Here is an 11,793-nt window from a genome sequence, read left to right as displayed (position 1 = left end):
TCGCCTTGGCTGCGACCAATCGGTTGGCCTGTTATTCCGACCCCGCTGACCATTATTCCCACCGCGTACGCATCGTGCTCGCCGAAAAGAGCGTCGTCGCGGAGATCATCAGCGTCGAGAAGGGCCGCTCTCCAACCAAGCTCGTGGAGGCCAATCCCTATGCGAGCCTGCCGACCCTGATCGATCGCGACCTGGCCCTGTACGAGCCGACGGTGATCATGGAATACCTGGAGGAGCGCTACCCGCATCCTCCATTGATGCCGGTGTACCCCGTGGCCCGTGGCAACACCCGCCTGCTGATGCACCGTATCCAGCGCGACTGGTGCTCGCTGGTCGACCTGATCCTCGACCCGCGCAGCAAGGAGGCCGCCCGCGTGCAGGCACGCAAGGAACTGCGCGAGAGCCTGACCGGCGTATCGGCGTTGTTTGCCGACAAACCATTTTTTCTCAGCGACGAGCTGAGCTTGGTAGACTGCTGCCTGTTGCCGATTCTCTGGCGCCTGCCAGTGCTGGGCATCGAACTGCCAAGGCCGGCCAAACCGCTGCTCGACTACATGGATCGCCAGTTTGCCCGCGAGGGTTTTCGCCAGAGCCTGTCCGATGTCGAACGTGACATGCGATAACCCATTTTTCCAGGCGCGCCGCTCACGGCGGCCCCAAGCCCAGGAGGTTTGATGAACTCCAGTCGTCCCTATCTGATTCGTGCGCTTTACGAGTGGATCGTCGAAAACGATTGCACCCCCCACTTGCTGGTCAATGCCGAGTACCCGGGCGTCCAGGTGCCGCCGGGTTTCGTCAACGATGGGCAGATCGTGCTCAACGTCTCGCCCACGGCTGTCCGTGAGCTGGCCATCAACAACGATGCGGTGAGTTTCGAAGGCCGTTTCGGCGGCGTCGCGCACAGCCTGTTCGTGCCGTCGCCGGCCGTGCTGGCAATTTATGCGCGGGAGAACGGACAGGGCATGGTGTTCGACCTTGAGCCGCCGGTGACCCAGCCGGGCAGCGAGACGGTGGATGACGAGCCCACGCCACCTGATGACGAGCCGCCGCGGCCGAGTGGGCGACCGAGCCTCAAGGTCGTCAAGTAGCCTGTTGTCGTCATTGCCAAAGCCGGTCCCGGGACCGGCTTTTTCATGCCTGGGCGATTGGTACAAGCGGCGGTGGCCAAGGCTTTGGATATTTCGTGCAATCTGCCTGAGGCGTTTCGCTTGAACATGCAGTTTGCACGGAGCAAGTAATCGATATAATTTCTAAGTGTTTGTTTTTAAAGAATAAAATTTATGAAAAAAGCTGGCACAGCGCTTGCGATAGTAAGGGGGAAGCCACCGCTTAATGAATGTCGGTGGCTCCCTCGAATTAACCAGGAGTGATACCCATGAAACAGCCAATCAATAAGTTCGCCTTTGCCGCTATCACTGCGACCGCCCTGAGCTTGTCCGTGGCGGGTACCGCTTTCGCCGACAGCTACAGCAGCACCCAGCCGACCATGCTGGCTGCCAACACCATGGACAAAGCTGAAGAAGCCGTCTCCGACACCTGGATCACCAGCAAAGTGAAATCCACTTTCCTGGCAGACGATGGCCTTAGCGGTCTGGATATCAAGGTTGAAACCAACAAGGGTGTTGTTGCCCTGTCCGGTGTGGTTGCCACTGAAGCCGAGCGTGATCTCGCTGTCGCCAAAGCCAAAGAAATCAAAGGCGTTCAGGCAGTTTCCGCTGATGGCCTGAAAACCGCCGACTGATCATGCGTGCAGGGCAGGCTCGGTGAGCCTGCTTACTTCATTGCGTACAGGAGAAGCGAATCATGAACTCGGACATCATCAAAGGTAAGTGGAAGCAGCTCAGCGGCGATATCAAAACCCGCTGGGGCAAGCTCACCAACGACGACATGGACGTCGCCGAAGGCCATAGCGAATACCTGGCCGGAAGGCTGCAGGAGCGCTACGGCTGGACCAAGGAAAAAGCCGAGGACGAGTTGCGCGATTTTCGCAGCAAGTACTGATTCGCCGCTGGCGCCAGTCGCGCCATCGCTTGTACGGAAAACCCTGGCCGATGCCGGGGTTTTCTGTTTTTGGTGTTGGCGTTCGCAGTTGGTTTGCCGATCATCGGTTCAAGTTCGCAGGTGGCAGGCCGATAGCCTGGCATACTCGTCAGGCGCAGGATGCAGCATGTCGACCATCACCTCAACGCCCGCGGCTGCTATCAGAGCCGTGCCGGCTCGTTCTTCGAACGCCTCTTCCGCGGCTGAGTCCGAGGCTGCCGTCGAGCCCGAGAAACAGCGACCCTCCGTCACCCTGACCCTTAGCGACTACACCCGCAAACGCATGCAGACCATGCGCGAAGCCACGGCGAAGATGCGCGCGATGCAGAGCGCCCAGCAGGAGGCCCGCAAGGATGCAGCGCGCCAGCGCCTGGAAGACATCAAGCGGCGCATCGAGATGCTCAAGCAACTGGTCATGGCCCTTGGCCCCGCGGCGGCCAAGGGTGCGCTGCGGCAGATCAAGCAGCTCGCCGAGGAATTGGGCCAGGCTGCTTCCGTGCTCAAGGAACCCTCGAACGGCGGTGCCGTCACCCTCGATGCCGGCGCGGCGTCGGCGCCAGGTGGCGGCAGCGCTGTGGCAACGGAAACGGCCACCGTCGTCGAGCCGGCCAGCGCAGTGCCGCCCGAGGTCGAAGCCGATCCGCAAACACTGCCGGCCGCCGCTGCAGCCGAGCAGGCAGCTGTAGAGAACGAAGAGGATGGAGATGGGGCCGAGGGCGGCGAGCAGGGCGAAACCACTCTCGAACGCGCCCGCCATGACCGCGACGACCAACAGCGTCGCGATGATGCCGATGAGTTGAAAAAGGTTGCCCGCCAGCTCAGGCAGCTGCTCGCCATGGTCAAGGCGCAGCTCAGTGCGCAGCCGGATGAAGAAAACCGGAAGCTGGTGGGCGACATCGGCAAACAGCTGGCCGACGTGGAGAAGGCCGCCAGCGACATCGGCGGCGGCGGGGTGGCCGTTTCGGCTGCGGTGGGTGCCACGCTGTCGATCAGCGTCTGAACCGCCACCGGCCAGGCTGAGTCAGGCCAGAATCGACGCCAGCACGGTGCGGTCGATGTTCGCGCCGCTGAGCACCACTGCCGCCCGTTCCCCACGGTTGATCTCACGTTCCTGAACCAGCGCCGCCAGGGCTGCCGCTCCGGCACCTTCGGCGAGGTTGTGGGTGTCTTCATGCAGGATGCGTATCGCCTGACGAATCTCCTCGTCATCGACCCGCACGATACGCGCGGCGCCGGCGCTGATGATCTCCAGCGCCTCGGGCTGCGGTACCCGGCAGGCCATGCCATCGGCGAGGGTATCGGCGCTGTCGGTGGTGATGATTCGCCCGGCGGCAACGCTCTGTGCGTAGGCGTCGGCTGCGCTGCTCACCACGCCGATCACTTCGGTATCCAGGCCAAGCAGGTCGCGGGTGCGGATTACTCCGCAGATACCCGACCCGAGCCCGATCGGCACGTAGATTCGCCTGAGCGGCGGCGCGGCTTCGAACAGTTCCAGCGCATAGGTGGCCACGCCGCGAATCAGGTCCGGGTGCAGCGAGGGCACGAAGTGCAGGCCGCGTTGCACGGCGAGTTCGCCAGCCCTGGCGCGGGCTTCGTCGAAGTCGCGACCGTATTCGATCACCTCGGCACCCAGTGCTGCCATCGCTGCGTTCTTCTCGCGGGAATTACCGTGCGGCACCACGATGCAGATCGCCAGCCCGGCCTGGCGCGCGGCCAGTGCCATGCTCTGCCCGTGGTTGCCGCGCGTGGCCGACACCAGCCCGGTGACGGTCGGCTCGCGGCGTACCAGGGCGTCGACATACACCAGGCCGCCGCGCACCTTGAAGGCGCCGGTCGGCGTGTGGTTCTCGTGCTTGACCCACACCTCGCAGCCCAGTCGCTCGGCCAGTAAAGGCCAGGCGAACTGCGGCGTCGCCGGGACGCTCGGGCGGATCAGGGTGGCGGCTTGGCGTAGCGCGGCAAGGTCGAACATCTGGTGGCTCCGGTTGGCTTTGACCCGATGCTACGGCCCTGTCATTGTATGGGTAAATGTTTATATTGCATGGCAAACAATGTGGTTACCTGAGTTGCACGGCAGCACGCTGCCCACCTACCTGGCGTTGGTCGAGGCGATTTCCGCAGCCATCGGCAAGGGCGAGCTCAAGCCCGGCGAGCGCCTGCCGCCGCAGCGCCGGCTCGCCTGGACGCTGGGCATCAACCCGAGCACGGTGATGCAGGCGTACCGGGAAGCCGCGCGCCGCCATTTGGTGTCCGGCGAGGTGGGCCGTGGCACCTACGTGTTGGCCGATAGCCGCGAAGCCAGCCTGTTCCATCTCAAGCAGCCGAGCGCGCCGGCACAGGGTATCGACCTGTCGACCAACGTGCCGGTGCACGACGGCGACAGCGATGACCTGTCGCGCACGCTTCAGCAGCTCATCGCCAGTGGCGGCCTCGACGCGCTGCAGGCCTATGCGCCGGCCGAACTGGAAATGCGTGGCCGGTTGGCCGGCAGCCTGTGGTTGCAGCAGCGTGGGCTGCATGATTCGCCGTCACGTGTGCTGCTCTGTGCAGGCGCCCAGCAGGGCGTGTCGGCAGCGCTGCTGGCACTCTGCGAACCGGGCGATCCGGTGTTGGTCGAGGCCTTCACCGCACCAGGCATCAAGGCCGCCGCGCGGCAGTTGCGCCTGCCTCTGCACGGGGTGGCGATGGATGCGTGCGGCATTGTTCCCCAGGACCTCGACCGCCAGGTGCGCGCCACCGGCGCCCGGGTGCTGGTGCTCACGCCGTGCCTGCAGAACCCCACTGGCAGCAGCATGGATGCCGAGCGCCGCGCGCGCATCGGCGAACTGGTTGAGCGCCACGGTCTGTGGCTGATCGAGGATGATGTCTACGGTGCTTTGGGCAGCCAGGCACCTCTGGCGGCCTCGGTACCAGCGCGTAGCCTGCTGGTCACCAGTCTGTCGAAAACCGTGGCACCCGGGCTGCGGCTGGGCTTCGTGCACGGGCCGCAGGCGCTGCTCGAGCGCATCGACCCGCAAGGGCACGCCACCGGCTGGGCCGTTTCGCCGCTGTGCCTGGCGCTGGCCTGCACCTGGATCGAGGACGGCACCGCTGCGCGCAAGCTGGCCTGGCAGCGGGACGAACTGCAGCAGCGCTGGCGCCTGGCCGCGCGGATACTCGGTGCGCGCATGCCGCTGGGCCGCGAGGTGGCACCGCATTTGTGGCTGGAGGCGGCCAACTGCCGTGAGCTGGCGGCTGCCTGCCGTGCTGCCGGGGTCGACGTGGTGCCCGCCGAGGTTTTCGCCGTGGGCCCGGCCTCGGCCAGCGCGATCCGCATCAGCCTGGCCGCCGCGCGCAGCCGCGTCGAACTCAAGCAGGCGCTGGAACGCATCGTCGCCGCGTGGCCGCAATGATCACCTGCGCTTGCACCCAAGCTGTAATGGGTATCAGCTATGATGCGTGAATTCCACGATAAGGATCCGTGCATGTCCCTTTCCACAGACGGCGCTTTTATCGTCGTCCGCTCTGCCGAAGAAGCCGTCGAACGCCTGTCCGCGCTGCACCAGCGCGCCACCGAAGGCCTTAGCCAGGCGCTCAAGCGCTACCTGAAAGACCGCATCCGTCCCGATGCCGAGCAGCAGGAGGTATTTCGCTATCCCGAGCTGCGCCTGACCTACGACTGCCAGGGCGAGGTGCCGACCACGGTGCGCGCCTACGCCAAGGTACAGGTGCCTGGCACCTACAGCGTCACCATCACGCACCCGGCGGCGTTCCGTAAGTACCTGCTCGAGCAACTGCAGCCGCTGATGGCCGACTTCACCCTGACCGTGGAAGTGGGGGTCAGCCAGCAGTACATCCCCTATCCCTACGTGGTGGAGCAAGGCGATGAGTTGGCCGGCTCCGGTGTCACCGCTGCCGAACTGGCCCGGGTATTCCCCAGCACCGACCTGTCGGCCGCCACCGACGGCACCGCCGATGGCCTGTACGACTGGGAAAACACCGACCCGCTGCCGCTGGCGCTGTTCGATGCCGCCCGGGTCGACTTCTCCCTGCGCCGCCTGGTGCATTACACCGGCAGCGACTGGCGCCACGTACAGCCGTGGATCCTGCTGACCAACTACCACCGCTACGTCGACCAGTTCATTCGTCATGGCCTGGACATGCTGGTGGCCGAGTCGCGTTTCGAGCGCATGGTGTTGCCGGGCAACGTGGTGATCGAGCGTGGCATGCCGGAAGGCGAGATGCAGGCGATCATCGAGACCGTGGTCTGGCACCGTTACCAGATGCCGGCTTACCACCTGCAGGCCGCCGATGGGGATGGCATCACCCTGGTCAACATCGGTGTCGGCCCGTCCAACGCCAAGAACATCACCGACCACCTCGCCGTGCTGCGCCCGCATTGCTGGCTGATGATCGGCCACTGTGGCGGCCTGCGCCAATCGCAGACCATCGGCGACTACGTGCTCGCTCACGCCTACATGCGTCGCGACGGCATTCTCGACCGCGTGCTGCCGCCGCACATCCCGCTGCCGGCTTTGGCCGAGGTGCAGCAGGCGCTGCAGGATGCCGCAGCGCAGGTCACCGGCGAGCGCGGTGACGACCTCAAGCGGCGGCTGCGTACCGGCACCGTGCTGACCTACGACGACCGCAACTGGGAACTGCGCTGGGCGCAGGAGCGGCCGTTGATCAACCTGTCACGGGCTGTGGCGGTGGACATGGAAAGCGGCACCATCGCAGCGCAAGGCTACCGGCTGCGCGTGCCGTACGGCACCCTGCTGTGCGTGTCCGACAAACCGCTGCACAGCGAGATCAAGCTGCCGGGCGCCGCGGGCGCCTTCTACGAGCGGGCGGTCACCCAGCACCTGCACATCGGCATCGCCGCGCTGGATCTGCTGCGCGGTCAGCTCAACTCGCTGCACTCGCGCAAGTTGCGCAGCTTCGACGAGCCGCCGTTCCGCTGAAAATGGCCCGGCCTTCACGCGCCCTGGTGGCGTGCGAAGGCTATTTGCGTGGCTTGCCGACCATCATCCGCCAGCGGTTGCGGTTGAGCAGCACGTAGCCGGTCAGCTGCATGCCTGCGGCCACCAGCAGGCTGCGGGTCAGCCCCGCCTCTGCAGGCTGCGGGTCGCTGTAGATGGCGTACAGCGCGTACGCCACGCCGATCAGGCCGAGGATGAAGAACGCCAGGCCGAGAAGAGTCAGGCGATGCAGGTTGCGTAGGGACATGGCAAGAGTCGTCGTGGATGAACGGGGTGGCCAAACTAACCCGGAACAGCGGCTTTCGCCAGCCGCCGCCTACCTGCCCACCTGCTGGAGGGGCAGGGCGGTGGTCGACTTGATGCGCTCCATGGCGAAGCTGGAACTGATGTCGGCGATGCCCGGAATCTCGATGAGCCGCTTGTAGACCGCGTCGTACCCTTCGATATCGGGCACCACCAGACGCAGCAGATAGTCCGTGACGCCGGCCATCCGGTAGAAGTCCACCACCTCGTCGATCTCCGCGACCCGGCTGTGGAACTGCTTGAGCCATTCTGCGTTGTGCTGGTTGGTACGCACGAAGGCGAACACGGTGACCGGCACACCCACCTTGCGCGGGTCGAGCAGCGCTACCCGCGCACCGATCACGCCGCTTTCCTCGAGTTTCTGGATGCGCCGCCAGCAGGCGGTGTTGCTCAAACCGACACGCTCGGCGATCTCGCCCAGGGGTTGGGTGCAGTCCTGCTGCAGCAGCGCGAGCAGGGCGCGGTCGAATTTGTCCACGGTTGGGCGCTCCGGTCAGACGATCGAGGAATAGCCTCAGTATGAAATGGGCTAAGCCTGGAAAATAATTTCGTTTACTGTTGCTGGAGGGGAAATTTATTCCGATTAGGCGTCTGGTGGACAGTGAAATAACAAACTATTTCACCTGCGCCGCTTTTAGCATGTTGCCCCATGATCATGCCGCCGCTGCGGCGCCTTCCACTTCCTGCTACGGCCGCTACTTCCATGTCAGAACTGTATTTCGATTACGCCGCCACCACCCCCATCGACGATGCGGTCATCCAGGGCATGCTGGCCTGCATGGGTCGCGAGGTTGCGTTCGGCAACCCGGCCTCCGCCTCGCACTCCTTCGGGCAGCGCGCCCGCCTGGCGGTCGAGAAGGCGCGCAAGCAGGTGGCCGCGCTGGTGGGCACCCATGCCGACCGCCTGGTCTGGACCTCCGGGGCGACCGAATCGAACAACCTGGCCCTCAAGGGCGTGGCTGCGCTGGCCGCTGGTCGCCGCCACATCATTACCAGCACCATCGAGCACAAGGCCGTGCTGGACACCGCGACGCAGCTGGAGCGTGAAGGTTTCGAGGTGACGTGGTTACAGCCCGACGGCAATGGCCTGATCCAGCCCGACGCGGTGGCGGCGGCGCTGCGTGACGACACCTTGCTGGTCTCGTTGATGCTGATCAACAACGAGCTCGGCACGCTGACCGATATCGCCGCCGTGGGCGAGCAGGTTCGTCGGCGTGGCGCGCTGTTGCACGTGGACGCCGCTCAGGCGACGGGCAAGGTGGCCATCGACCTGACCGTCCTGGCGGTGGACCTGATGTCGTTCTCCGCGCACAAGACCTACGGCCCAAAGGGCATCGGTGCGCTCTACGTCGGTGAGCGCGCGCGCGGGGCGATCCAGGCGCAAATCCATGGCGGCGGGCATGAGCAGGGCTTGCGCTCCGGCACCCTGGCAACCCACCAGATCGTCGGCATGGGCAGTGCGTTCGCCCTGGCCGGTGAGCTGATGGACGAAGAGAACAAACGCATCACTCAACTCTGTGCGCAATTGCGCGAGGGCCTGCTGGCGCTGCCCGGCGTGCGCCTAAACGGCTGTGGCCGACAGCGCGTGCCGCATACCCTCAACCTGTGCATCGACCACCCCTGGTTCGCTGCCGAGAACCTGCAGGGCAGCCTGGCCTTCTCGTCCACCTCGGCGTGCAACTCGGCCAGCAGCGCGCCATCCCACGTATTGCTGGCGCTGGGCCTGGACCAGGCCCAGGCCGCTCGCAGTATCCGCCTGAGCCTGGGCCGCTACACCACGCTCACCGATGTCGAGCAGGCCATCGAGGCGATTCGCCTGTGCCTGCCCGAGTGAATGGCTAGCCCCGCGCGACACCCGACTACACCCGATGGCCGCTATTTCGTGGTCAAGGGCCAGCTCTGGCGGTGCAGCAATCCTGACTTGCCGCAAGCGGTGCGCAGCCAGTGGGTGAGCGAGCTAATGCAGGCGCGGCGGGCAGTCAAGTCGGCGGGCCAGGCGCAGGACGATGCCGCGATGCGCCTCGCCAGAGCGCGCGTGCAGGCCGCCAAGGTCGCCCTGGGCGAACGCGGACCGGTGTGGTGGGCGGATGGCGCCGCGGATTACAACAGGCACAAGGTCGCCAATACCCCTTACGCCGCTTGGTACGCCTCGCTGCAGCCTGCAGCCGAATGACGACCAGGCCGCCCACACAGCGGCTCGGCGACTGCGCTAGCGGGCGGGCGATTGCACGGTGACATGCCCGCCGATAGGCGTCAGAGGGTGCGGGGTGCGTCGTCTAGCGGCTCGTAAGGCAGCCCCACGTAGTTCTCGGCGATGCTGGTACGGCCGGCTTCGGAGCCGACAAAGTAGTCCAGTTCGGTCTGCCGCATGCGGGCGGTGAAGGCATCGGTGTCCGGGAAAGTGTGCAGCAGGCTGGTCAGCCACCAGGAAAAGCGCTCGGCCTTCCACACCCGGCGCAGGCAGATCGCCGAATAGCGTTCCAGCCATTCGGTACGACCCTCGCGGTACACCTTGAGCAGGATGCGGTACAGCGTGCTGACGTCGCTGGCCGCCAGGTTGAGGCCCTTGGCGCCGGTTGGCGGCACGATATGCGCGGCGTCGCCGAGCAGGAACAGCGTGCCGTACTGCATGGGCTCGACCACGAAGCTGCGCAGCGGCGCGATGCTCTTCTCGATGGACGGGCCGGTCACCAGGCTGGCGGCGGTGTCGGCGGGCAGGCGTGCCTTGAGCTCGTTCCAGAAGCGCTCGTCCGGCCAGTCCTGCACCTGCTCGTCTAGGCCGACCTGCACGTAATAGCGGGTGCGGGTGGGCGAGCGCATGCTGCACAGGGCGAAGCCACGCGGGTGGCTGGCGTAGATCAGCTCGTCGGCCACCGGCGGCGTGTCGGCCAGGACCCCGAGCCAGCCGAACGGGTAGGTGCGCTCGAACACCTGCAGGCTTTCGCTGGGGATCGACTGCCGGGCTATGCCATGAAAGCCGTCGCAACCGGCGATGTAGTCGCAGTCCAGGCGACGTGCCTCGCCGTCCTGGCGGTAAGTGACATAGGGTGAGCCGCTTTTCAGGTCGTGCAACTGCACATCGCTGACCGCGTAATGGGTCATTGCGCCACTGGCGGCGCGCGCCTCCATCAGGTCGCGGGTGACTTCGGTCTGACCGTAGATCATCACCGTTCTGCCACCGGTCAGGCCCTTGAGATCGATACGCTCGCGGCGGCCGTCGAAGGCCAGTTCGAAGCCATCGTGCACCAGCCCTTCGCGATCCATGCGCGCACCGACCCCGGCTTCGCGCAGCAGCTCGACCATGCCCTGTTCGAGCACGCCGGCGCGGATGCGACCGAGTACATAATCGGGGGCCTGGCGTTCGAGAATCACGGTGTCGATGCCGGCGTTGTGCAGCAACTGGCCGAGCAGCAGGCCGGACGGGCCGGCCCCGATGATGGCGACGGAGGTTTTCATGGCGTCCTCGATAGTATTGTGTGGGACTGTTGTGCTTGTATTTTTGATTGGCCTTGGCCGGCGGATAAGGCAAATTCACGTCGTTTACTTGGACTTTCGTAAACTCCGTTCGGCTATCGGCCATTATTCGAGGAACACCCATGACCCAGGCACAGATCGCTGTTCCGGTGTTCAAGCTGTATGGCGACGTGCTCGAGTGGCCGACACCCGATCTGCTGCATTGCGAATCGATTCCCAAGCGCAGCCGCCTGCATGACTGGGTGATCGAGCCGCACCGCCACCCGGATCTGCTGCAACTGCTGTACCTGCGCCAGGGCTCGGCGTTGATCGAAGTGGAGGGCGTGCAGTCGCGTATCGACGAAGCGGCGCTGCAGGTATTGCCGCCGTTGTGCGTGCACGGCTTCCAGTTTTCCGATGACGTCGACGGCTACGTGCTGACCCTGGCGGCGCCGCTGGTGGTGCAGCTGGAAGCACATCTCGGCGCCCAGCATCCGGTGTTCAGTGCGCCGGCGCTGTACCCGGTGGGTGACGAGCGGGCGTATCTGGATGGTCTGTTCGAGGCCATCGACAGGGAGTACGGGCAAAGCGCGCCGGCGCGTAACCTGCTGCTCCAATCGCTGGTCGGCGTGCTGGCCGTGTGGCTGGGGCGCCAGGTGCTGGTGCGCCAGGCCGCTGATCGACCGGGGCGCGGCGAGCAGCACCTGATCACGTTCAATCGCCTGGTGGAGCAGCATTTTCGCGAGCAGCTGTCGGTCGAAGAGTATGCGCGGCGCCTGGGCATCACCACCGCGCACCTCAATACCATGACCCGCCGCTACGCCGGGCAGAGCGCCCAGGCGCTGGTGCACCAGCGCCAGTTGCTGGAGGCCAAGCGCCTGCTGGTGTATTCGTCGATGACCCTCGCCCAGATCGCCGACGTTCTGCAGTTTTCCGAGCCGGCGTATTTCTCGCGTTTCTTCAAGCGCCTGACCGGGATGACGCCCAGCGCCTTTCGGCAGCAGCGTTGAGTGGCCTATGCTCAGCCCATGTGCCCACC

Annotated in this window: 14 protein-coding genes; 10 read left to right on the top strand and 4 right to left on the bottom strand. The window is 65.2% G+C overall.

Translation table 11 applies throughout. The features are described from left to right. Nucleotides 1-5 precede the first annotated feature (5 nt). From ACZ0AV_RS09895 to ACZ0AV_RS09875, 5 genes are all read left to right on the top strand, one after another. Complete coding sequence (locus ACZ0AV_RS09895; protein ID WP_499150884.1) at nucleotides 6-623, top strand: glutathione S-transferase N-terminal domain-containing protein; 618 nt, start codon at nucleotides 6-8, stop codon at nucleotides 621-623. Between the two features lie 51 nt (nucleotides 624-674). Further along, entirely contained in the window at nucleotides 675-1,088 is a 414-nt protein-coding gene (locus tag ACZ0AV_RS09890) for a ClpXP protease specificity-enhancing factor (protein ID WP_499150883.1), read from the top strand. Nucleotides 1,089-1,375: 287 nt separating this feature from the next. Then, nucleotides 1,376-1,741 carry a BON domain-containing protein gene (locus ACZ0AV_RS09885; RefSeq protein WP_499150882.1) on the top strand — a complete coding sequence of 122 codons (366 nt, stop codon included), beginning with the start codon at nucleotides 1,376-1,378 and terminating at the stop codon, nucleotides 1,739-1,741. 62 nt (nucleotides 1,742-1,803) lie between these two features. After that, nucleotides 1,804-2,001 carry a CsbD family protein gene (locus ACZ0AV_RS09880; protein ID WP_499150881.1) on the top strand — a complete coding sequence of 66 codons (198 nt, stop codon included), beginning with the start codon at nucleotides 1,804-1,806 and terminating at the stop codon, nucleotides 1,999-2,001. 166 nt (nucleotides 2,002-2,167) lie between these two features. Further along, entirely contained in the window at nucleotides 2,168-3,040 is an 873-nt protein-coding gene (locus ACZ0AV_RS09875) for a hypothetical protein (RefSeq protein WP_499150880.1), read from the top strand. Between the two features lie 21 nt (nucleotides 3,041-3,061). Here the strand turns inward: ACZ0AV_RS09875 and ACZ0AV_RS09870 are convergent, their stop codons facing one another. Beyond that, nucleotides 3,062-4,012 carry a threonine dehydratase gene (locus ACZ0AV_RS09870; RefSeq protein WP_499150879.1) on the bottom strand — a complete coding sequence of 317 codons (951 nt, stop codon included), beginning with the start codon at nucleotides 4,010-4,012 and terminating at the stop codon, nucleotides 3,062-3,064. Nucleotides 4,013-4,091: 79 nt separating this feature from the next. On the opposite strand from ACZ0AV_RS09870, the gene ACZ0AV_RS09865 reads away from it, so the two are divergent. Both ACZ0AV_RS09865 and amn read left to right on the top strand, forming a co-directional pair. Next, the gene (locus ACZ0AV_RS09865; protein WP_499150878.1) at nucleotides 4,092-5,432 is read left to right on the top strand and encodes an aminotransferase-like domain-containing protein; all 1,341 of its coding nucleotides are present in this window, start codon (nucleotides 4,092-4,094) and stop codon (nucleotides 5,430-5,432) included. Between the two features lie 42 nt (nucleotides 5,433-5,474). Continuing rightward, nucleotides 5,475-6,980, top strand: a complete 1,506-nt coding sequence (gene amn, locus ACZ0AV_RS09860) for an AMP nucleosidase (protein WP_499153340.1) — start codon at nucleotides 5,475-5,477, stop codon at nucleotides 6,978-6,980. 40 nt (nucleotides 6,981-7,020) lie between these two features. Here the strand turns inward: amn and ACZ0AV_RS09855 are convergent, their stop codons facing one another. Then, nucleotides 7,021-7,245 (bottom strand): hypothetical protein, encoded by a 225-nt coding sequence (locus ACZ0AV_RS09855; protein WP_499150877.1) that lies wholly within the window; start codon nucleotides 7,243-7,245, stop codon nucleotides 7,021-7,023. 69 nt (nucleotides 7,246-7,314) lie between these two features. Then, the gene (locus ACZ0AV_RS09850; protein WP_499150876.1) at nucleotides 7,315-7,779 is read right to left on the bottom strand and encodes an Lrp/AsnC family transcriptional regulator; all 465 of its coding nucleotides are present in this window, start codon (nucleotides 7,777-7,779) and stop codon (nucleotides 7,315-7,317) included. Between the two features lie 225 nt (nucleotides 7,780-8,004). Between ACZ0AV_RS09850 and ACZ0AV_RS09845 the strand changes: the two genes are divergently transcribed. After that, the gene (locus ACZ0AV_RS09845) at nucleotides 8,005-9,135 is read left to right on the top strand and encodes a cysteine desulfurase family protein (protein WP_499150875.1); all 1,131 of its coding nucleotides are present in this window, start codon (nucleotides 8,005-8,007) and stop codon (nucleotides 9,133-9,135) included. Next, nucleotides 9,136-9,474 carry a hypothetical protein gene (locus ACZ0AV_RS09840; protein ID WP_499150874.1) on the top strand — a complete coding sequence of 113 codons (339 nt, stop codon included), beginning with the start codon at nucleotides 9,136-9,138 and terminating at the stop codon, nucleotides 9,472-9,474. Between the two features lie 80 nt (nucleotides 9,475-9,554). On the opposite strand, the gene pobA is transcribed toward ACZ0AV_RS09840, so the two are convergent. Next, complete coding sequence (gene pobA / locus ACZ0AV_RS09835) at nucleotides 9,555-10,757, bottom strand: 4-hydroxybenzoate 3-monooxygenase (protein ID WP_499150873.1); 1,203 nt, start codon at nucleotides 10,755-10,757, stop codon at nucleotides 9,555-9,557. 140 nt (nucleotides 10,758-10,897) lie between these two features. Between pobA and ACZ0AV_RS09830 the strand changes: the two genes are divergently transcribed. Further along, the gene (locus ACZ0AV_RS09830; protein ID WP_499150872.1) at nucleotides 10,898-11,764 is read left to right on the top strand and encodes a helix-turn-helix domain-containing protein; all 867 of its coding nucleotides are present in this window, start codon (nucleotides 10,898-10,900) and stop codon (nucleotides 11,762-11,764) included. Nucleotides 11,765-11,793: the final 29 nt, after the last annotated feature.

The organism is Pseudomonas sp. AC532, from assembly GCF_979258965.1.
The sequence above is the reverse complement of the archived record's forward strand: the minus strand, read 5'-3'. Positions and strand labels throughout refer to the sequence as shown.